20 protein-coding genes are annotated in these 20,375 nt (G+C 59.0%); 2 read left to right on the plus strand and 18 right to left on the minus strand.

Translation table 11 applies throughout. The features are described from left to right. Position 1: 1 nt before the first annotated feature. The 12 genes from K0F75_RS09535 to K0F75_RS09590 form a co-directional block, all read right to left on the minus strand. On the minus strand, positions 2–358 hold the full coding sequence (locus K0F75_RS09535) for a PilZ domain-containing protein (protein WP_219061619.1): 357 nt from the start codon (positions 356–358) through the stop codon (positions 2–4). Positions 359–659: 301 nt separating this feature from the next. Continuing rightward, entirely contained in the window at positions 660–1,646 is a 987-nt protein-coding gene (locus tag K0F75_RS09540) for a DNA polymerase III subunit delta' (protein ID WP_219061620.1), read from the minus strand. Continuing rightward, complete coding sequence (gene tmk / locus K0F75_RS09545; protein ID WP_219061621.1) at positions 1,639–2,271, minus strand: dTMP kinase; 633 nt, start codon at positions 2,269–2,271, stop codon at positions 1,639–1,641. The genes K0F75_RS09540 and tmk overlap by 8 nt, the downstream gene beginning before the upstream one ends. Positions 2,272–2,290: 19 nt before the next feature. Beyond that, positions 2,291–3,424: an endolytic transglycosylase MltG gene (mltG, locus tag K0F75_RS09550; RefSeq protein ID WP_219061622.1), complete on the minus strand. Its 1,134-nt coding sequence runs from the start codon at positions 3,422–3,424 to the stop codon at positions 2,291–2,293. 3 nt (positions 3,425–3,427) lie between these two features. Beyond that, positions 3,428–4,243: an aminodeoxychorismate lyase gene (gene pabC, locus K0F75_RS09555; protein ID WP_219061623.1), complete on the minus strand. Its 816-nt coding sequence runs from the start codon at positions 4,241–4,243 to the stop codon at positions 3,428–3,430. Then, entirely contained in the window at positions 4,243–5,487 is a 1,245-nt protein-coding gene (gene fabF, locus K0F75_RS09560; RefSeq protein ID WP_219061624.1) for a beta-ketoacyl-ACP synthase II, read from the minus strand. The genes pabC and fabF overlap by 1 nt, the downstream gene beginning before the upstream one ends. Before the next feature lie 110 nt (positions 5,488–5,597). Next, a complete protein-coding gene (acpP, locus tag K0F75_RS09565; protein WP_219061625.1) occupies positions 5,598–5,834 on the minus strand; it encodes an acyl carrier protein in 237 nt (78 codons plus the stop codon). A 193-nt stretch (positions 5,835–6,027) separates the two neighbouring features. Beyond that, complete coding sequence (gene fabG / locus K0F75_RS09570) at positions 6,028–6,771, minus strand: 3-oxoacyl-ACP reductase FabG (protein WP_219061626.1); 744 nt, start codon at positions 6,769–6,771, stop codon at positions 6,028–6,030. A 15-nt stretch (positions 6,772–6,786) separates the two neighbouring features. Beyond that, positions 6,787–7,725 (minus strand): ACP S-malonyltransferase, encoded by a 939-nt coding sequence (gene fabD, locus K0F75_RS09575; protein ID WP_219061627.1) that lies wholly within the window; start codon positions 7,723–7,725, stop codon positions 6,787–6,789. Positions 7,726–7,871: 146 nt separating this feature from the next. Continuing rightward, entirely contained in the window at positions 7,872–8,879 is a 1,008-nt protein-coding gene (plsX, locus tag K0F75_RS09580; protein WP_219061628.1) for a phosphate acyltransferase PlsX, read from the minus strand. Between the two features lie 4 nt (positions 8,880–8,883). Further along, positions 8,884–9,066 (minus strand): 50S ribosomal protein L32, encoded by a 183-nt coding sequence (rpmF, locus tag K0F75_RS09585; protein ID WP_219061629.1) that lies wholly within the window; start codon positions 9,064–9,066, stop codon positions 8,884–8,886. Between the two features lie 13 nt (positions 9,067–9,079). Further along, complete coding sequence (locus K0F75_RS09590) at positions 9,080–9,607, minus strand: YceD family protein (protein ID WP_219061630.1); 528 nt, start codon at positions 9,605–9,607, stop codon at positions 9,080–9,082. Between the two features lie 241 nt (positions 9,608–9,848). On the opposite strand from K0F75_RS09590, the gene K0F75_RS09595 reads away from it, so the two are divergent. Beyond that, positions 9,849–10,427, plus strand: coding sequence for a nucleoside triphosphate pyrophosphatase (locus K0F75_RS09595; protein WP_219061631.1), 579 nt, complete (start codon positions 9,849–9,851; stop codon positions 10,425–10,427). Between the two features lie 60 nt (positions 10,428–10,487). On the opposite strand, the gene sppA is transcribed toward K0F75_RS09595, so the two are convergent. Genes sppA through rluC form a run of 3 tightly spaced genes read right to left on the minus strand, consistent with a single transcriptional unit; the run spans position 10,488 to position 13,102 of the window. Then, positions 10,488–11,480, minus strand: coding sequence for a signal peptide peptidase SppA (sppA, locus tag K0F75_RS09600; RefSeq protein ID WP_219061632.1), 993 nt, complete (start codon positions 11,478–11,480; stop codon positions 10,488–10,490). 19 nt (positions 11,481–11,499) lie between these two features. Next, positions 11,500–12,156 carry an HAD-IA family hydrolase gene (locus tag K0F75_RS09605; RefSeq protein ID WP_219061633.1) on the minus strand — a complete coding sequence of 219 codons (657 nt, stop codon included), beginning with the start codon at positions 12,154–12,156 and terminating at the stop codon, positions 11,500–11,502. Next, positions 12,146–13,102, minus strand: coding sequence for a 23S rRNA pseudouridine(955/2504/2580) synthase RluC (rluC, locus tag K0F75_RS09610; protein WP_219061634.1), 957 nt, complete (start codon positions 13,100–13,102; stop codon positions 12,146–12,148). Before rluC ends, K0F75_RS09605 begins: the two co-directional genes overlap by 11 nt. A gap of 711 nt (positions 13,103–13,813) precedes the next feature. Here rluC and rne point away from each other — a divergent pair. Continuing rightward, positions 13,814–17,038, plus strand: a complete 3,225-nt coding sequence (rne, locus tag K0F75_RS09615) for a ribonuclease E (RefSeq protein WP_219061635.1) — start codon at positions 13,814–13,816, stop codon at positions 17,036–17,038. 112 nt (positions 17,039–17,150) lie between these two features. Here the strand turns inward: rne and K0F75_RS09620 are convergent, their stop codons facing one another. From K0F75_RS09620 to K0F75_RS09630, 3 genes are read right to left on the minus strand one after another with little or no spacing between them, the layout of a single operon-like run. Then, positions 17,151–17,759, minus strand: a complete 609-nt coding sequence (locus tag K0F75_RS09620; protein ID WP_219061636.1) for an NTP transferase domain-containing protein — start codon at positions 17,757–17,759, stop codon at positions 17,151–17,153. After that, entirely contained in the window at positions 17,756–18,742 is a 987-nt protein-coding gene (locus K0F75_RS09625; protein WP_219061637.1) for an XdhC family protein, read from the minus strand. Before K0F75_RS09625 ends, K0F75_RS09620 begins: the two co-directional genes overlap by 4 nt. Next, a complete protein-coding gene (locus tag K0F75_RS09630; RefSeq protein WP_374028622.1) occupies positions 18,742–20,361 on the minus strand; it encodes a xanthine dehydrogenase family protein molybdopterin-binding subunit in 1,620 nt (539 codons plus the stop codon). The genes K0F75_RS09625 and K0F75_RS09630 overlap by 1 nt, the downstream gene beginning before the upstream one ends. Positions 20,362–20,375 lie beyond the last annotated feature (14 nt).

A 20,375-nucleotide genomic window follows, 5' to 3' on the forward strand; every position in this document is an offset into this window, starting at 1 on the left:
ACTACATGGTATGGGTTGGACGGTCGGATTTCAGGGCTCCGGCCAGGTACGTTTCAATCTTGTTCCGGGCAGTGTTGTCGCCATCATTGAACTGGACGCCAACTCCCGCCGCCCGATTACCCTGGGCGCCCTTGGGCGTTATCCAGGTAACCTTGCCTGTCACCGGGATTTTTTCCGGCTCGTCCATCAGGTTGAGCAGCATGAACACCTCGTCACCCAGCTTGTAGCTTTTGCTGGTGGGGATGAACAGCCCGCCATTTTTTATGAATGGCATATAAGCGGCGTACAACACGGATTTGTCCTTGATCGTCAGGGACAAAATACCATTCCGTGGGCCTGGACTCAGCGGCAAGTTCATTGCAACTCCTGGGGACGTGATCCGAATAATAGGGTCTGTTGACGTTTGGTGGCGAACCGCGTTGCGATGCCAACGTGTGCGAGGCAAGGCGCGGGATGCCGCTAATGGTTGTTCCCTTGGCAAATCCCGCAACGCAGCCTCGCGCACGTTGGCGCGCAACCCGAAGGGACGGGGCCCATTTGGCGCAGGGCTGCGTTGCTCGGAACTTATTTGGAACAACCAAACCGCGTTCCTCGCGCCTCGCCCTGCGCCAAATGGGCCTCCGTCGCGGTCGTCACCAAACGTCAACAGACCCTAGAGTCTAACCTTGTCCGGGCAAGCCTGCCCACTGCACCAACAACGCTTCGAGCAACAACACCCGGTTAAGGTTGGCTTTGGACATGACTTTCTGACGCTGGGCCAGCACCCAATCCTGAATACCGAGCACCTTGCCCTGAGTGGATTTCTGCGCCAGGTATTGCAGCACCTTACGCATATCACCCAAACCGAGACCCGCTTCGTCCTGAGTCAGCTGATAGCGCAGAATCAGATGCGACCAGTCGCAGAACCAGTCGAACAGCAACAACAGCGGAATATCTTTCCAGCCTTCAGCCAACTGAGTGGGTGATTGCTGGTGCTTAAGCAGTTTTTTCACACCGTCCACCACCAGCGCCCGCTGCTCCCGTACGCCCTGAGCCTGCAGGCTGACTGCCGCCAAGGGGGAACCGGCGGCCAGAGCCAGCAGCTCGACGCGTTCATCCTCCGCGCAATCGGGCAACGCGTTGGCCAGCCAGTCCAGGCTCATTGCCTCACTGGGCAGTGGACAGGCCTGTTGCACGCAACGGCTTTTGACTGTCGGCAACAAACGGCTCGGCTGATGACTGACCAGCAACAATACGGTATTGCCAGAAGGTTCTTCGAGGCTTTTGAGCAATGCGTTGGCGGCGTTGACGTTCATCGACTCGGCAGGCTCGATCAATACCACCTTTCGACCGCCCATTTGCGCGGTCTGCACGACGAAGCTGACCAGATCGCGGACCTGATCGACCTTGATCGCCTTGTCCGCTTCTTCAGGCTCCAGCACGTAATTATCCGGGTGACTGCCCGCGACCAGCAGCAGGCAGGACTTGCACTGGCCACACGCATCCAGCCCTTCAGGGCGCTGACACAACAAGCGAGCCATAAGGCGCTCCGCCAGTGCGCGCTTGCCGATGCCCGCAGGCCCATGAAGCAAGTAAGCGTGCGCGTGCTGGCTACGCCCGGCCAGTTGCTGCCAAAGACTTTCTTGCCAGGGGTAGGCCTCAGCCACGTTGAAGCTCCAGCAACTCGGGCAGCAAGCCATCAAGTGACTGCTGAACCTCAGACAGCGACAACGCGGCGTTCACCAGACGGTAGCGCTCAGGACTGGCGGCCGCACGCTTCAGATAGGTACTGCGCACGGCGTCGAAGAACGTCCGGCCTTCCTGCTCGAAACGGTCGAGCCGCCCACGGGCCGTCGCACGCGCCAGACCGACTTCCACCGGCAAGTCGAACACCAGGGTCAGATCAGGACGCAGATCACCCTGGACAAAATGCTCCAGGACGGCAATTCGCTCATGGGACAAGCCACGGCCACCCCCTTGGTAAGCGTAGGTCGCATCTGTAAACCGATCACACAACACCACTGCTCCGCGAGCCAGCGCAGGACGAATGACTTCAGCCAGATGCTGGGCTCTGGCAGCGAACACCAGCAACAACTCGGTATCGGCATTCATCGGCTCATCGCTCGGCGCCAATAACAGCTCGCGAATCCGCTCGGCCAAAGGCGTGCCGCCCGGCTCCCGGGTCAGCACAACATCGACACCATGGGCACGCAGACGCTCGGCCAGGTATTCGCGATTGGTGCTTTTTCCGGCGCCTTCCGGACCTTCCAGGGTAATAAACAAGCCAGTCACAGGCAGTCCTTAATCAAATTCATTGCGGGCCCTGCTCGCTTTTTTCATCTGGCGTGGCAGTGGGTGCGGGAGCCGGTGCGACCTCTGACTCCGACGGTGGCACGGCGCCCGGGGCGGAAACAGGTGCCGGACTGGAGCGATAGTCCGCACGTCGTTTGAGCTGAAACTCGCGAACCGCGTTGTTATGGGCGTCCAGATCAGCAGAAAACACGTGACTGCCGTCACCGCGAGCAACGAAATACAAGCTGCTGCCAGGCACCGGGTTAAGCGCGGCATGGATGGCTTCGCGTCCCACCAACGAGATCGGGGTCGGCGGCAAACCGGCGATGACATAAGTGTTATAGGGCGTTGGCTCTTTCAGCGAGGCGCGGGTCAGCTTGCCGTTGTAACGCTCACCAAGGCCGTAGATCACGGTCGGATCGGTCTGTAACAACATCCCCATCTCCAGGCGCCGGACAAAAACGCCCGCGATTTGCGCACGCTCCTGAGGCACGCCGGTTTCTTTCTCGACCAGCGAGGCCATGATCAACGCATGATACGGGTCGACGTAAGGCACGTCGGCCGCGCGCCGGGTCCATTCCTCCGCCAGGACTTCATCCAGACGGTTGTACGCCTGCTTGAGCAAGTCGACGTCGCTCATGCCGCGTACGTAACGGTAGGTGTCAGGGAAGAAACGACCTTCAGGGAATACATCGGCGTGGCCCAGCCTGGCCATCAATTCCGTGTCGCTCAACCCGGCCAGGTTCTGCTCAAGCTTGAGCTGTTTGGCCAAGGCCGCACGGACCTGACGGAAATTCCAGCCTTCGACCAGTGTCAGGCTGTATTGCACGACCTCGCCACGCTGCCACAACCCCAGCAGCGCCTTGGCGTCCATTGCGGGTGTCATGCGGTATTCGCCGCTGTGGAACGACTGATCAGACAGATTGAAACGCCAGTAAAGACGCAACCAGAAGGCGTCCTTGATCACCCCGTCGGCCTGCAAACGATTAAGCACGCCAGTGGGCGTGGAGCCTGCGGGGACGTCGAGCAACTGCTCCTGAGTCAGGTTCAAGGGTTGTTTCAGCGCTACATCCTGTTGCCAGACGGACAGGCCCAGCAGTAACCCTGCCAGGACCAGACAACCTTCGAACAACACCAATAATTTACGAATCACCGATCAAACATCCAGAAGCGCGCGAGCAATATCCTGCAGTTTACGGGTGAGCGGGCCAACCGGCCAGTTCAGCTGTGCAAACCCTCGCACGGGCCACACACCATAGACACTGTTGCTCAGAAAAACCTCGTCCGCCTGCTCCAGATCGAGCCACTGAATGTCGCGCACTTCAGTGCCAATGCCCAGCATCCGGGCTTGAGCCAGCAGTTCTGCGCGCATCACACCGGCCACGCCGCAACGGCTCAGGTCAGCGGTCAGCAGCACACCCTCCTTGATCAGAAAGACGTTGCTGTACACGCCCTCGATAATCCGCCCGGAGGTATCGCACATCAGCCCTTCGGCGTATGCGCTGTCCTGCCACTCGCTGCGCGCGAGCACCTGCTCGAGCCGGTTCAGGTGTTTAAGCCCGGCCAGCAACGGTTGTTCAGATAAACGCGTGAGGCATTGAAACAGGTAAACACCCTGCTCGGCATGAGCCGGCGGATAGTCTGGCGCCGCGCTGCCCTGAAGGATGCGCCGCGGCTCGGCCATGGGTGCGGGTGCGTAGCCACGCAAGCTGTCGCCACGGGTGAGAATCAACTTCATCACGCCGTCGCCCAACTGCGCAGCAAACGCCAGCAATTCGCTGCGGATCAACGATTGATCCGCCGCAATCGCCAATCGACTGCAACCTGTCGCCAGGCGCTGCAGGTGACGCTCGAACAGCAAAGGTTGCCCAGCCTTGACGGCAATGGTTTCAAACAAACCATCGCCGTAAGCCAGACCCCGATCCGTCACGGACAGGGTCTCAGCCGGAAGACCATTGATCCAGCTCGGCATCAATCCGCGTACCGACGGAACACCAGCGACCCATTGGTGCCGCCAAACCCGAAGGAGTTGGAGAGCACAACATCGATAGGCATGCTTCGGGCCTCGTGCGGGACAAAGTCCAGATCACAGCCTTCGCCCGGCTCATCAAGGTTGATCGTCGGCGGCGCGACCTGACCGTTGATCGCCAGAATACTGAAGATCGCCTCGACCGCCCCTGCGGCACCGAGCAAGTGGCCGGTCATCGATTTGGTCGACGTGATAGCCAGTTTGTAGGCGTGATCGCCAAAGACGGTCTTGATCGCCGACGCTTCGGCCAAATCGCCCGCCAGGGTCGATGTGCCGTGAGCGTTGATGTGCTGGACTTCATCGACGTTGATCCTGGCATCACGCAGCGCGTTGGCAATGCAACGTGCAGCACCGGCACCGTCTTCAGGTGGCGATGTCATGTGATAAGCGTCGCCACTCATGCCAAAACCGATCAGCTCGGCGTAGATGGTCGCGCCACGCGCCTTGGCGTGCTCCAACTCTTCAAGCACCAAGGCTCCAGCGCCATCGGACAAGACGAAACCATCGCGCCCTTTGTCCCACGGACGGCTTGCCCGGGTAGGGTCGTCATTGCGGGTAGACAGCGCCCGAGACGCACCAAAGCCACCCATACCCAGACCGCAGGCAGCCATTTCTGCGCCCCCGGCGATCATCACGTCAGCTTCACCGTAGGCGATGTTGCGTGCGGCCATACCAATGCAATGGGTGCCTGTGGTGCACGCAGTTGCGATGGCGTAGTTAGGCCCCTGTGCACCCAGATGGATCGACAGGAAGCCGGAAATCATGTTGATAATCGAGCCCGGAACAAAAAACGGAGAAATCCGCCCCGGCCCTTGCTCATGCAACGAGCGAGCGTTGTTCTCGATATTGGTCAAGCCACCGATACCCGCGCCCATGGCAACGCCAATGCGATCACGGTTAGCGTCGGTCACTTCAAGCCCGGAGTTGCGCACGGCTTGAAAGCTCGCGGCCAAACCGTACTGAATGAAAAGGTCGAGACGCCGTGCCTCTTTGGGCGCCAGATACTCCTCAACGTTGAAGCCTTTTACCGAGCCGCCAAAACGGGTGGTAAAGGCCGAAAGGTCCGTGTGTTCGATCAGACCAATGCCACTGCGACCAGCCAGAATGCCCTGCCAAGAGCTCGGAACGTCCGTGCCCAATGGCGACAACATACCCATACCGGTGACTACGACGCGTCTACGCGACACAGCACTCTCCTTTAATCTATTGACGACTCTTCACATCACTTCTAAAGAAAAAACCGCACGCCATGATGGCAGTGCGGTTTTTCCCGACAGCAAGCGACGACTACAAACCATTACGCCTGGTGGGCAGTAACGTAGTCGATAGCGGCTTGAACGGTAGTGATTTTTTCGGCTTCTTCGTCAGGAATTTCGGTCTCGAATTCCTCTTCCAGAGCCATTACCAGCTCCACGGTATCAAGGGAGTCAGCGCCCAGGTCTTCAACGAAAGAAGCAGCGTTTGTCACTTCCTCTGCTTTGACGCCAAGTTGCTCCATAACGATTTTCTTGACGCGCTCTTCGATGGTGCTCATACCTTGTTTTAACTCCTAGTGGACAAATTCAGGCAGCTGGCCGGTGGGTAAGTGTAGCGAAGAGGTTTTGCGCATTTCAAGCTCAATGCTCATCCTCTGTAACCACACCCGCCTTCCGCCTATTAATAGATTGCAGCTTTATAACGGATTTTAGACCGCTCGTATGACATTTTTTTGAAGCGATCCGTCACATTCAACTCATGTACATGCCGCCATTCACCGGGATTGTAGCCCCGGTAACGTAGGCTGCACCTTCAGATGCAAGAAAAGCGACCACGTGCGCGATCTCTTGCGCCTGCCCCAAACGTCCCAAAGGAATCTGGGTAATCAATGCCTCACGTTGCGCTTCTGGCAGCTCGCGGGTCATATCGGTATCGATAAAACCAGGTGCAACCGCGTTAACGGTGACCGCACGCGAGCCGACTTCACGGGCCAGGGCCCGGCTGAAACCTTCCAGACCGGCTTTCGCGGCCGCATAGTTTACTTGGCCTGCGTTGCCCATGGCACCCACTACCGAGCCAATACTGATAATTCGACCCCAACGCGCCTTGGTCATGCCGCGCAAAACACCCTTGGACAGCCGAAATAGACTGTTCAGGTTGGTGTCGACAACGTCATGCCATTCGTCATCTTTCATTCGCATCATCAGGTTGTCACGGGTGATACCGGCGTTATTGACCAGAATCAACGGGGCGCCAACGCGCTCCTGAATCAATGCCAGCGTCGCACTGACAGACGCATCGCTGCAGACGTCGAGCGCCAGCCCGAAACCTTCAATGCCGTTTTCCTTGAACGTCGCGCTGATACGCTCGGCGCCGGACTCGGACGTTGCCGTCCCGACCACGATCGCACCGTGACGTCCCAACTCAAGGGCAATGGCTTGGCCAATACCGCGGCTCGCACCGGTGACCAGTGCAACTTTACCTTGCAGGTTCATGCAAGCTTCTCCTAATCAGGCCAGTGCCGCACGGGTGGCGGCGAAGGCGTCTGGGGTATTGAGGTTGTAGGTTGTCACGCCTTCGGCGCAGCGCTTGTTCAAACCCGCCAGCACTTTACCCGGCCCGCACTCGACCAATCGGGTCGCGCCATGGGCTGCCAGGAACTGGATAGATTCGACCCAACGCACAGGTTTGTACAATTGTTCCAGCAAATCGCGCTTGAGGGTATCGAGGTCGGCCACCGCTGACGCGCTGACGTTCTGTACCAGCTTGATCTGCGGCGCCTGCCAGGCAATCGCCTCAATGGATTCAGCGAAGCGCTCAGCGGCCGGACGCATCAATTCGCAATGCGACGGCACGCTCACAGGCAATGGCAATGCTCGCTTGGCGCCACGGGCCTTGCAGGCCTCGATGGCACGCTCGACAGCGGCAGCAGAACCTGCGATCACAACCTGGCCCGGCGAATTGAAATTTACCGCACTGACGACGTCACCCTGGGCAGCCTCGGCGCACGCCGCGAGCACATCGGCATCGTCCAGACCCAGAATGGCAGCCATGCCGCCCTGGCCCGCAGGCACAGCCTGTTGCATCAACTGACCCCGGCGCTCCACCAGCTTGACCGCATCGCTCAAGGTCAGGCTGCCTGCCGCTACCAGCGCGCTGTATTCACCCAGGCTGTGCCCGGCGACATACGCAGGGCGCAAAGCACTTTCAGACAACCACAGGCGCCACAGCGCCACGGAGGCCGTCAGGATCGCAGGCTGGGTTTTATCGGTTTGATTGAGTTGCTCTTCCGGCCCTTGCTGGGTCAGCGCCCAAAGGTCGTAACCCAAGGCTTCGGAAGCTTCACTGAAGGTGTCGAGGATCAGTTTGTGCTGAGCGCCCTGCTCGGCGAGCATGCCGAGGGACTGTGATCCTTGACCCGGAAAGACGAATGCGAGGGATGCAGACATTGATCAAGCCCCTAATGATTTGTCGTCGAAAATTGACGCCCGGCCAAGCCCGGCGCAAAACTCAAAAATTAACTGTCCGTGAATGGCAGTTGGATGACTGACCCGTCACCAGCGTCACATTTGCGCAACTCACGCCCGGAGACAGCCTAAAGCAGCTCCTCAAGGCGTCCACCCAAGCGTTGCGGGAGGTTTTCCTGTATTTCGATCAAGGCCCGTTGAATCGCACTCTGGAAGCCTTGCACGCCTGCGGCACCATGGCTTTTCACGACGATGCCCTGCAAACCCAAAAAACTCGCGCCATTATGCCGCGCAGGCGCCAGGTCAGCCCGCAAACGCTTGAGCATGGGCAGCGCTAACGCACCCACGACCCTTGTAAACACATTCTGCTGGAACAGCGATTCGATCCGCGCACCGATCATCGTCGCCAGCCCTTCGCTGGACTTGAGCAGGATATTACCGACAAAACCGTCGCACACCACGACATCAGCCTCGCCACGGTACACCCCATCACCTTCAACGAAGCCGATGTAGTTCAAACCCGGCGCAGCCTGGAGCAGAGTAGCCGCCAATTTGACTTGCTGATTACCCTTGATGTCCTCAGTGCCGATATTGAGCAGCGCCACCCGAGGCCGGGGAACACCCAGCGCCTCAGCCGCGACCGAACCCATGACGGCGAACTGGTAAAGGTTTTCGGCACTGCAATCGACATTTGCTCCCAGATCCAGCAACTGGCAATAACCACGCTGGGTCGGGATGGCTGCGATCATCGCGGGACGATCGATGCCCGGCAAAGTCTTGAGCACAAAGCGTGACAGCGCCATCAACGCGCCGGTATTACCCGCACTTACACAGGCCTGAACCTGGCCCTCGGCCAACAACCCCAACGCCACCCGCATCGACGAATCGGGCTTGCTGCGCAACGCCTGCGAAGGCCGCTCATCCATGGCAATCACTTCGCTGGCGTTTACAACACGCAGACGTGAGCGATCCACACCGGAATGGCGAGCAATCAATTCTTCAATAAGGGGGGCTTGACCGACGAGGGTCAGGTGCAGCGAGGGCGTAGCAAACAAACAAGCGATACTGGCCTGCACAATGCTGCGGGGACCGAAGTCCCCACCCATTGCGTCAATCGCGATGATCGGAGCGGACAAGAAATTACTCGTCAGCGCCCTTGTCGATCACTTTGCGACCACGATAAACACCTTCCGGCGATACGTGGTGACGCAGGTGAATTTCACCTGTGGTTTTTTCTACAGACAGAGTGCTTGCCACAAGAGCGTCGTGCGAACGACGCATGTCACGGGCAGAGCGGGATTTTTTGTTCTGCTGAACAGCCATAATTGATTAACTCCTAAACGTTTGGGTCACGCTTTAACTGCGCCAATACACTGAACGGGTTGGACCGCGTTACCTCGTCCACGCTCGGCTCGGACTCGTTAAGGTCCGCCGGCTGCTGGCATTCTTCCGGATGATGAGCAGGCACAATGGGCAAGGCGAGCAACAGCTCCTCCTCGATCAATGCCAGCAGATCCAATGGATCTTCGCCCAGTTCCAGCACGTCATAACCTTTCGGTAACGACTGGGTATTCGCACCCTCTTTCACCACAGCGTAACTGCATTCGCTGTGGATCGGCAGGGTGACCAGCTCAAGACAACGCTGGCAAACCATTTTGACCTCGGCGTCGATGGAACTGTGGATGACCACAGATCTGCGCTCGTCTCGCTCAAAAATGAATTTAGCCTGCACCGTACCGAGGTTATCGGAAAGCGGGTCGCAGAGTCTCTCCAAATCAGCCAGCAGTACTTCTCCCTGAAGAGTAGTGCCACGATCAGCTAATTTGCGCGGGTCAACGTGAGGTGGAATCGGGTCATTCAACATAGGCGCAGCATTCTAGGGACGAGGCCTCCCCCTGTCAAAGGAAATTCAGGCCTTTCAATCTGTTGAAACTACTGCACTCGGTAATGCTGCGTTGAGAGCAGGCTCGAAATGCTCATTTACAGCCCGTAGACTCCGCTTTCTCGCCTTGCCTTGCCTTGCCTTCGCTCGCTACGTTTCAGCAGACTGAAAGCCTCAATATTGAATGCTGATTAGAATGACCTTTCATCTTTTGGAGAACAGTATGCCGCCTCTGCTACTCGCATCGAGCTCGCCCTACCGCCGTGAATTACTGGCTCGCCTGCGCCTGCCGTTCACCTGCTGCTCACCTGATATCGATGAAAGCCGCCGCCCTGAAGAACCCGCGATCGAACTGGTTCAGCGCCTGGCCCGAGAGAAAGCACAGGCGCTTGCCGACAGCCACTCAGACCACCTGATCATCGGCTCGGATCAGGTTGCGGTCCTCCATGGACAGATTCTCGGCAAGCCCCACACGTTCGAGCGCGCCCTGGAGCAACTGTCAGCAGCCCGTGGCGCCAGCGTGACGTTCCTGACCGGCCTGGCACTGCTCAACAGCCGTACAGGCCACTGCCAGGTCGATTGCGTGCCGTTCACCGTCCATATGCGCGACCTGGACCAAGCCAGCCTTGAGCGCTACCTGCGCGCCGAGCAGCCCTACGATTGCGCAGGAAGCTTCAAGGCCGAAGGATTGGGTGTAAGCCTGTTTCGCAGCACCGAAGGCAGCGACGCCACCAGCCTGATCGGCCTGCCCTTGATTCGCCTGATCGACATGCTGCTGATCGAAGGGGTCGCGATTCCTTAGTCGCTGAAATGCAGAAGCCCGACCAATGGCCGGGCTTCTTTGCACACACCGCTGATTTCGTTAACGCAACGACGGCCCCTGGAAGCCCATCCACATTGCTATCTGGTTAGCCATGCTGACGCCCAGCTTCTTGGAGAATCGATCAAACGGCGACTCTTCAATGGTGTAATCGACTATTTCCTTCTCACCGATGATCTCACGTGCCACATAGCTGGCACTGCCGAGACCATCAACCAGACCAAGCTGTTGCGCCTGCTCACCGGTCCACACCAACCCGGAGAACAACTCGGGGTGTTCCTTGTCCTTCAGGCGATCACCACGGCCCTGCTTGACGCTGGCGATGAACTGGCGATGAGTAGTGTCCAGCACACCCTGCCAGAATTGAGTTTCATCGGCCTTCTGCGGCTGGAACGGGTCAAGGAACGCCTTGTGCTCGCCCGACGTGTAGGTCCGGCGATCAACACCCAGCTTATCCATGATCCCGACGAAACCGAAACCGGCTGCCGTCACCCCAATGGAACCCACGAGACTCGCCTTGTCGGCATAGATCTGGTCGGCGGCACTGGCAATGTAATAGGCACCTGAAGCGCCAAGATCGGTGATGACCGCGTAAACCTTGATATCCGGCTTCTCGGCGCGCAACCGACGTATTTCGTCATAGATGTAGCCGGACTGTACCGGGCTGCCACCTGGACTGTTGATACGCAGGATCACGCCTTTGGTCTTCGAGTCCTCGAATGCCGCACGCAGACTGCCAACGATGTTATCGGCGCTGGCCGGCTCCTTGTCCGCGATCATGCCCTGCACTTCAATCAACGCAGTGTGATTCTTGCCGCGAGAAACACCTTTTTCGACATCCATCAGCGGCGTAAACAACATCAGCGCGCCAATGAGATAAGCGAACGTCAGCAGCTTGAAGAAAATACCCCAGCGTCGTGAGCGGCGCTGCTCTTGCACACCGGCCAACAAGGTCTTTTCCAGCAGTTTCCAGCTTTTGTCGTCGGAACTATTGCCCGCGACTTCAGCCTTGCTGTCTTTCCATTCGTCCGACATGTTCAATCACCCTAAAAAATCAGCGCACGCCCAACCAGGCGTGCAACTCTGGAAAACTCTCGATAGCCAGACGCGGCTCGAACTCGCGCAGCGATGCCAGAGATTGCGCACCGTAACCCACCGCCACCGAATCCATGCCTGCGTTGCGCGCCATCAACAAATCAAACGATGAGTCGCCGATCATCAGCGCTTCCTCGGGTGCGACGTCGCAGTGCCGAAGGATTTCGTGCAGCATCAAAGGGTCCGGCTTACTCGCGGTCTCATCGGCAGCACGGGTGATCTCGAAGTAATCCTCCCAGCCATGCGCGCTCAGCACCCGATCCAGGCCACGGCGCGATTTGCCCGTAGCCACCGCAAGCTGATACCCCTGAACACGAAACGCCTCGAGCGACTGCACAACACCTGCGAACAACGGCGAAGGCTCGGCCTCCAGCGCGATGTAGCTTTGCGCGTAGTGATCACGAAAAGCCGTCATCAAGGTCGGAGAAATTTCGGGGTACAACGTGCGAATCGCTTCAGGCAAACCCAGACCAATGATGCCTTTGATCGAAAAGTCATCGCGCGCGGCCAGATCACTAAGATGCGCGGCAGTACGCATGGCTTCGACGATACGACCAATGGAATCGGCCAGCGTGCCGTCCCAATCGAAAATCAGCAATTTATAATCAGGGCGCACTCAAACGCTCCACGGTTTTGGCCCACATGTCATCGACTGGCGCTTGCAGCTTCAGTTCACCACCATCGGGCAGCGGCACGGTCAGCATATAGGCGTGCAAGAACAGGCGTTTGCCGCCCAGATCACGAATTTCACGGCTGAAGTCTTCATCGCCATATTTGGTGTCACCTGCGATGCAATGCCCGGCGTGCAGGGTGTGGACACGAATCTGGTGCGTCCGCCCGGTGACGGGTTTAGCCTCGACCATGGTGGCAAAATCACCAAAGCGACGCAGCACCTTGAAGAGTGTCAGCGCCTCCTTGCCCTCATCGTTGACCTCGACCATGCGCTCGCCGGACCGCAGATTACTCTTGAGCAACGGTGCGTTTACGCGCTTCTGAGCCGTTTCCCAGTGGCCACGGACCAAGGCCATATAACGTTTATCAACACCATCACCGCGCAATGCTTCATGCAGATGACGGAGCATGCTGCGTTTTTTCGCAATCATCAGCAGGCCAGACGTATCCCGATCGAGCCGATGGACCAACTCCAGCTCCTTGGCGTCCGGACGCATCTGACGAAAGGCTTCGATCACCCCGTAATTCAGACCGCTACCGCCATGCACAGCGATGCCGGCTGGCTTGTTCAGCACGATCAGCGCCTTGTCTTCGTAGACAATGGCCGCCTCCAGGCGCTGCAACAGGCCCTGAGCCACAGGCACGGGTTCGTCACGCTCAGGCAGGCGCAAAGGCGGGACGCGAATGATGTCGCCACCTTTCAGCTTGTACTCAGGCTTGATCCGACCTTTGTTCACACGCACTTCGCCTTTGCGCAAAATGCGATAAATCAAGGTCTTGGGAACGCCCTTGAGATAGGTGAATAGAAAGTTATCGATGCGTTGACCGGCAAGTTCCGGCGCAACCTCAACCAGCTGGACGCCGGAGGTTGGGGGGGCAATATTCGTCATGCCGCAAATCATAACAATTTTTATGGATTTGAAGCACTTAATGATTACTGTTATAGTCGCGAACGTCGCCAAAAGCGGCCTGGACAGCGGACAAACGGTATAACCACCGGCCCTGACCATCGCAATTACAAGGACGCAAGGCCGTCCGACGGGGCTTTCGCTGGATAACGGAAGGTCTGGAAACGTAACGAGCGCAGGTGACATGAGGCCTGAAACAAGCCAGATCGCAGAGTTATCACTCGCCTTCGGAGCCCATATTCACGGCCAGTTCACAAAGTGCAGTCGCTTTCAGACACTCAGAGCGAATGCTTCGGAAATAAAGCCTCAAGCAATGATGCGCGATCTTCCCTATCGAAGACCGCGGTAAATGCCAACCCGTTGCGGATTCTGCGCGCGGCAGCACCCGAATTATCAGGGATACGTGCGGGGTGGAGACGCACAACCATCGGACCGTGTAGCACTAGGCTTTATTCAAGACGCTTCATATCGTCCGCTGCCGATGGTTGATTCCTCCTCCTGACAAAGCTTTTGCTGACAGGGTGTCTTTTGTCACCACAGCAAGCAGGAAACGTCGTCGCGACTCCGACCCCTCTGGTCGAAACTCGTTAGACACTGGAGTGGCCAACCACTCCTGACGCGCCCTGACACCGACCGTGAGAAGTCGTGTGTGCCGAACGCCGTTTCCGGCAGCCCGGAAACCGACGGTACTACATGAAAAGAATGCTGATTAACGCAACCCAACCCGAAGAGTTGCGTGTTGCACTGGTAGATGGCCAACGCCTCTACGACCTGGACATCGAATCCGGTGCGCGCGAGCAGAAGAAGGCCAACATCTATAAAGGCCGGATTACTCGCATCGAACCAAGCCTTGAGGCTGCCTTTGTCGATTTTGGCTCTGAGCGCCATGGTTTCCTGCCACTCAAAGAAATCTCCCGCGAATACTTCAAGAAAGCACCTGAAGGCCGCGTCAACATCAAGGACGTCCTGACCGAAGGCCAGGAAGTCATCGTTCAGGTCGAAAAAGAAGAACGTGGCAACAAGGGCGCAGCCCTGACCACCTTCATCAGCCTGGCTGGTCGTTACCTGGTGCTGATGCCGAACAACCCGCGTGCCGGTGGCATTTCCCGCCGCATCGAAGGCGAAGAACGCAATGAATTGCGTGAAGCGCTGAACGGCCTGATCGCTCCGGCCGACATGGGTTTGATCGTGCGCACTGCCGGCCTTGGCCGCAGCAGCGAAGAAATGCAGTGGGACCTCGACTACCTGCTGCAACTCTGGACCGCTATCAAAGAAGCGTCGCTTGATCGTTCCGCGCCGTTCCTGATCTATCAGGAAAGCAACGTCATCATCCGCGCCATCCGCGATTACCTGCGCCAGGACATCGGCGAAGTACTGATCGACAGCGTTGAAGCTCAGGAAGAAGCCCTGACCTTTATCCGCCAGGTGATGCCGCAGTACGCCAGCAAGATCAAGCTCTACGAAGACAGCGTACCGCTGTTCAACCGTTTCCAGATCGAAAGCCAGATCGAGACCGCTTTCCAGCGCGTCGTCGAATTGCCTTCCGGTGGCTCCATCGTCATCGATCCGACCGAAGCCCTGGTGTCCATCGACATCAACTCGGCGCGCGCCACTAAAGGCAGCGACATCGAAGAAACCGCACTGCAAACCAACCTGGAAGCGGCTGAAGAAATCGCCCGCCAGTTGCGTCTGCGTGATATCGGCGGCCTGATCGTCATCGACTTCATCGACATGACCCCGGCCAAGAACCAGCGCGCCGTGGAAGAGAAAGTCCGCGAAAGCCTGGAACAAGACCGTGCCCGCGTCCAGGTGGGTCGCATCTCGCGTTTCGGCTTGCTGGAAATGTCCCGTCAGCGCCTGCGTCCATCGCTGGGCGAAAGCAGCGGCATCGTTTGCCCTCGTTGCAACGGCACCGGCATCATTCGTGATGTTGAATCGCTGTCGCTGGCAATCCTGCGCCTGATCGAAGAAGAAGCCCTGAAAGATCGCACTGCCGAAGTGCGCGCTCAGGTGCCAATCCCGGTGGCTGCGTTCCTGCTCAACGAAAAACGCAACTCGATCACCAAGATCGAACTGCGTACTCGCGCTCGCATCGTCATCCTGCCGAACGATCACCTCGAAACGCCGCACTTCGAAGTGCAGCGTCTGCGCGATGACAGCCCGGAAGCCCACACCAACCAGTCCAGCTACGAAATCGCTGCGGCTGCCGCTGAAGTGGAAGAAGTGCCGCCAGCCCCGGCTGCGACCCGCACCCTGGTTCGTCAGGAAGCTGCAGTCAAAACCGCTCCGCCGCGTGCCAACGCGCCGATGCCGGTTGAAGCCGTTGCCGTTGCACCGACACCTGCTCCCGTTGCCCACGAACCAAGCCTGTTCAAAGGTCTGGTGAAGTCGCTGGTCAGCCTGTTCGCCTCCAAGGAAGAGCCAGCAGCACCGGTCGTGGTCGAAAAACCAGCCGCTGCTGAACGCCCTGCTCGCACCGAAGAGCGCCGCAACGGTCGTCAGCAGAGCCGTAGCCGTACTGGCCGCCGCGATGAAGAACGCAAACCACGCGAAGAGCGCGCTCCTCGTGAGGCCCGTGAAGAACGTGCACCGCGTGAAGAGCGTGCCCCTCGTGAAGAACGTGCGCCACGTGAAGTTCGTGAAGTGCGCGAAGAAACTGCAGCCCCTCGCGAAGAGCGCGCACCTCGCCCGCCTCGTGAAGAACGCGCCCCACGTGCTCCACGCGAAGATCGCAAGCCACGCGAAGAGCGTCCGGTCCGCGAACTGCGCGAACCTCTGGATGCTGTTGCTCCAGCTGAAGCCCGTAGCGAAGAACGTCCTGAGCGCGCACCGCGTGAAGAACGCCAACCGCGTGCACCGCGTGAAGAGCGTCAGCCACGTGCCGAACAGGCCGTAGCCGTTAGCGAAGAAGAAGTGCTGCCTAACGAAGAGCTGCTGCAGGATGACAACCAGGATGACGCCGAAGGCGATCGCCCTCGTCGTCGTTCACGTGGTCAGCGTCGTCGCAGCAACCGTCGCGAGCGTCAACGTGATGCCAACGGCAATGTGATCGAAGGTTCGGAAGGTTCGGAAGGTTCGGAAGGCGCTGAAGAAAGCACCAGCGAAGAAACCACTTCTGATCTGGCTGCCGGTCTGGCAGTCACTGCCGCCGTTGCCAGCAGCGTGATCAGTGCACCGGCCGAAGCCGATGCACACCGTCAGGCTGAACGCGCCACTGCCGCTGTAGAAACAACCGAAGCGCCAGCCGTCGAGACCCCAGTGGTTGAAGCGCAGGCCGTAGACGTTGCACCCACTGCAGCAGAAGCCGCTCCGGACGTTGAAGTCCAGGCTGTAGTACCCCGCGAAGAACTCGCAGCACCGGTTGAACAACCAGCAGCCGCTCAGGCTGAGCTGTTCAGCGCACCGGTCGTCGAGCAGGCAGCGTCGTACCACAAAGCACCTGCGGCGCCTGTTCAGGAAGAGGTTCAGGCAACTGAGTCGCCAGAACTGCCGACCGAAGCACCTGCTGCACCGGTCGTCGCTGAACCTGTCATCGTCGAACAGCCTGCACCCGTGACGCCTGCTCCGGAAATCAAAGCCGAACCAGCACCTGAAGCAGTGGTTGAAGCCATCGTTGAAGAAGCCCCGGCTCTTCCAGTCAGCAGCACTGGCCGCGCGCCGAACGATCCTCGCGAAGTGCGTCGTCGCAAGCGTGAAGCCGAGCGTCTGCTGAAAGAAGCTGAAGAAGCCGCTGCCAACGCTCCACAGGTTGTCGCTGTAGAAGCTGCTCCAGTCGTTGCTGAAGTCGAATCGACCCAGCACGTTGAAAGCACCGAACAAGCGCCGGTCATCGATGAGAACCTGCGTTCGATTGAAGAAGTTGTAAAGCTGCACCCTGAAGCACTGGAAGAAAGCAAAGAGCCTAAACCGCTCGCTTAATCCCGGCTGATGAAAAAGCCCCCACCTGCGCGAGCAGATGGGGGCTTTTTCATGCCTGCGAAACGGGTTTATCCATCGGACACGAAGGCGCTAAACCCGACACTTCAGCCAATCAAGGCGTGAACGCCAACGATGCAGGCGTATCAACGTCCCACAGCACGCCGGGGTCGTCGACCGGCACTTCCCGAACCCGCCCAGGCTGAAACAAGCGTTTTGCGCCCCGCTCGCCCGCCAATGCCATCAACGGCAGGCAAAACTGACGGCCGAATGCTACGGGATGACCGTATTCTCCGGCGCTAACCGGCACACTGATGGATCCGTCTTCCAGCGACCCCACCACCCGAACCAGGGTATCGGCCAAGATAAATGGCATATCCCCCAACACAACCAGCCAACCCCGATGGTCGGGCTGAGCGGTTACCGCCGCAGCGATGCTGTCGCCCATACCGCCTGACGCCAGCAACTCCACCTGGCAGCCATAACGCAGTCCCAGTTCAATGACCTCAAGACGCTCGGGACGGGTCAGTAGCACACAGTTATCCACAGCCCCTTTATCCACAGCCTCTTGCAGGCTCAGCAACACCTGCTCAAGCACCGGGCGCACAACGCCGTCGCGCCCGACACACGGCGCCAGCAACTTATCCTGATCCGCGCCGGCAACGGCCCGGTAGCGACTGCCCTGCCCTGCGGCAAGTACCACCGCGCAGAGGGTTGTGCTCAATGTGCAGTCTCTGCGCTGAGCGGTCTTTTCTGCTTCAAGGGAATGCCGTTTTTAAGGGCCACGATCTCTGCCATCAACGACAGCGCGATTTCTGCGGGGGTATGGCTGCCAATGTGCAGACCGATAGGCCCATGCAAACGTCCGATAACTTCAGCATCCATGCCCAGTTGAGCAAGGTTTTCCCGGCGCTTCTGGCTGGTGGCCCTCGACCCAAGCGCGCCCACGTAGAACGCGTTGGAACTCAATGCCGTGAGCAGGGCCATATCATCCAGGCGCGGGTCATGGGTCAGGGCAACGATGGCGGTGCGTTCATCGGGCTCGATGGTCAACACGGCATCGTCCGGCATGCCGGGCACGAAGCGCGCCTGCTGATCTTCCCAACCGTAGGCAAATTCCTTGCGCGGATCACAGATCAGCACGTCGAAATCCAGCAGATGGGCGATCTCGGCGACATACCGTGACAATTGCCCCGCGCCAATCAACATCAAACGCCAGCGCGGCCCATAGATTGTGCGCAGGGTCTGCCCATCGAACGTCACCCCCTCTTCACGATTGGCCGGGTGCAGGCTGACAGCGCCAGACTGCAGATTCAGCTCGCGAGCGACGATCTGATGATCCTCGCAGCGCTGCAACACCTCGACAACCCACTGCACATCGCCGACCCACTCTTCGGTCAAACGCAGCGTGCCACCGCACGGCAGACCAAATCGGGCGGCCTCATCACGGGTCACGCCATAGGTCACCAGTTGCACGCCATCGCTGGCGTGAACACGCCCTTCCTGCAAGCGCGCAATCAGGTCGTCCTCGATGCAGCCACCGGATACGGAGCCGATGACCATACCGTCGTCGCGCAAGGCCAGCATCGCGCCGGGCGGCCGAGGCGCGCTGCCCCAGGTCTGCACCACGCTGTACAACAGCACGCGGTGTCCCGCGCGGCGCCATTCGAGCACGCTGCGCAGGACATTGAGGTCAACGCTGTCCATCAGACCTTGGCCTGTTTCGCCTGCCAGCCGTTGAGCTGATAGCGAACCGGCAGGCTGCGGATCCGTTGGCCCGTGGCGGCGAAGATCGCGTTGCACAAGGCCGGCGCAATCGGCGGCACACCTGGCTCGCCAACACCGCCCAACGGCACGTCACCGGCAGGGGTCACCAGGTGCACGGCGACGTGCTTGGGCGCCAGCGACATGCGCGCAACTTCGTACATATGGAAGTTGTCCTGTTGAACCTTGCCGTCCTTGAAGCTGATCTCGCCCAGCACCGCGTTGCCCAGGCCCATCACGCAAGCACCTTCGAACTGCGAACGAATCCGCTCCGGGTTGATCTGCGGCCCGCAATCCACGGCGATATCGGCTTTGTGCACAATCAAGGTCCCGTCATCCTTGACCTCGACTTCAATCACCGCCGCCACATAGGTGACGAAGCTGTAATGCGCTGCCAGGCCCAGACCACGACCCTTGGGCAATTTACGCCCCCAATCGGCTTCCTTGGCGGCCCGCTCGATCACTGCACGCAAACGCGCGGTATCAATCGGGTAACGCTCCGGCGATTCACCGTAATTCCACTCTTCGCTGAGGGTGCGTGGATCAATCTGCCGATCCGGACCCAGGAGTTTGAGCTGATATTTCAGCGGATCCTGATTCGCTTTGGCCGCCAGTTCATCGATAAAGCTCTGTACCGCAAACCCGTGGGGAATGTTCGATACCGAGCGGTACCAGCCCACACGGGTATGCGCAACGGCTTCGGGGTTTTCCAGGCGGACATTGGGGATTGCGTACGGCATGTTGGTGAAGCCCATGCCCAGTTCGAACGCACCCTCGTTCTTGACCCCCGGTGCGAACAGCGCGGTGATACTCGGCGCTACGGTGCGGTGCAACCAGCCAGACGGCATGCCGTCCTCATTGAGGCTGGCCTTGAGGTATTCCGCCGACACCGTGTGGAAGTAAGAGTTATGCACATCGTCTTCACGCGTCCATTGGACCCGCACCGCTTTACCAGGCATGGCTTTGGCAAGGATCGCCGCTTCGATCACGAAGTCCGGTTTGGATTTGCGCCCGAAACCGCCGCCCAGCAAGGTGACATTGACCGTGACCTTGTCGAAGTGGATGCCCAGACGGTCCGCGATCCGCGTGCGGGTCACTTGCGGCGCCTGGCTCGGCGCCCAGGCTTCGCAGACGCCATCCTGGAAACGGGCGATGGCAACCATCGGCTCCATCGGCGATTGCGCCAGATGCGGCAAGTAATACGACGCGTCGAGCGTGCTGTGAGCCTTGCTCAGGGCGGCGTCGATATCACCGGTGCTGCGGACCACTTTGCCTGGCTTCTGCGCGGCGGCTTCAATTTCCTTGCGGTAAGCAACCGAGTCGTAACTGGCGTTGACGCCATCGTCCCACTCTATTTTCAGCGCATCACGGCCTTTGATCGCGGCCCAGGTGTTGCTGGCGATCACCGCCACACCGCCCAGCGGCTGGAACTCGGAAGGCAGCGGGCTGCTCTCGATTTCCATGACTTTGATCACGCCGGGTACTTTCAGGGCAGCGCTGGAATCAACGGATTTAACCTTGCCGCCATACACCCGTGGCCGCGCAATGGTGGCGTAGAGCATGCCGTCGAAATGCA

It is taken from the genome of Pseudomonas sp. UMAB-08 (assembly GCF_900095225.1).
GTDB lineage: Bacteria > Pseudomonadota > Gammaproteobacteria > Pseudomonadales > Pseudomonadaceae > Aquipseudomonas.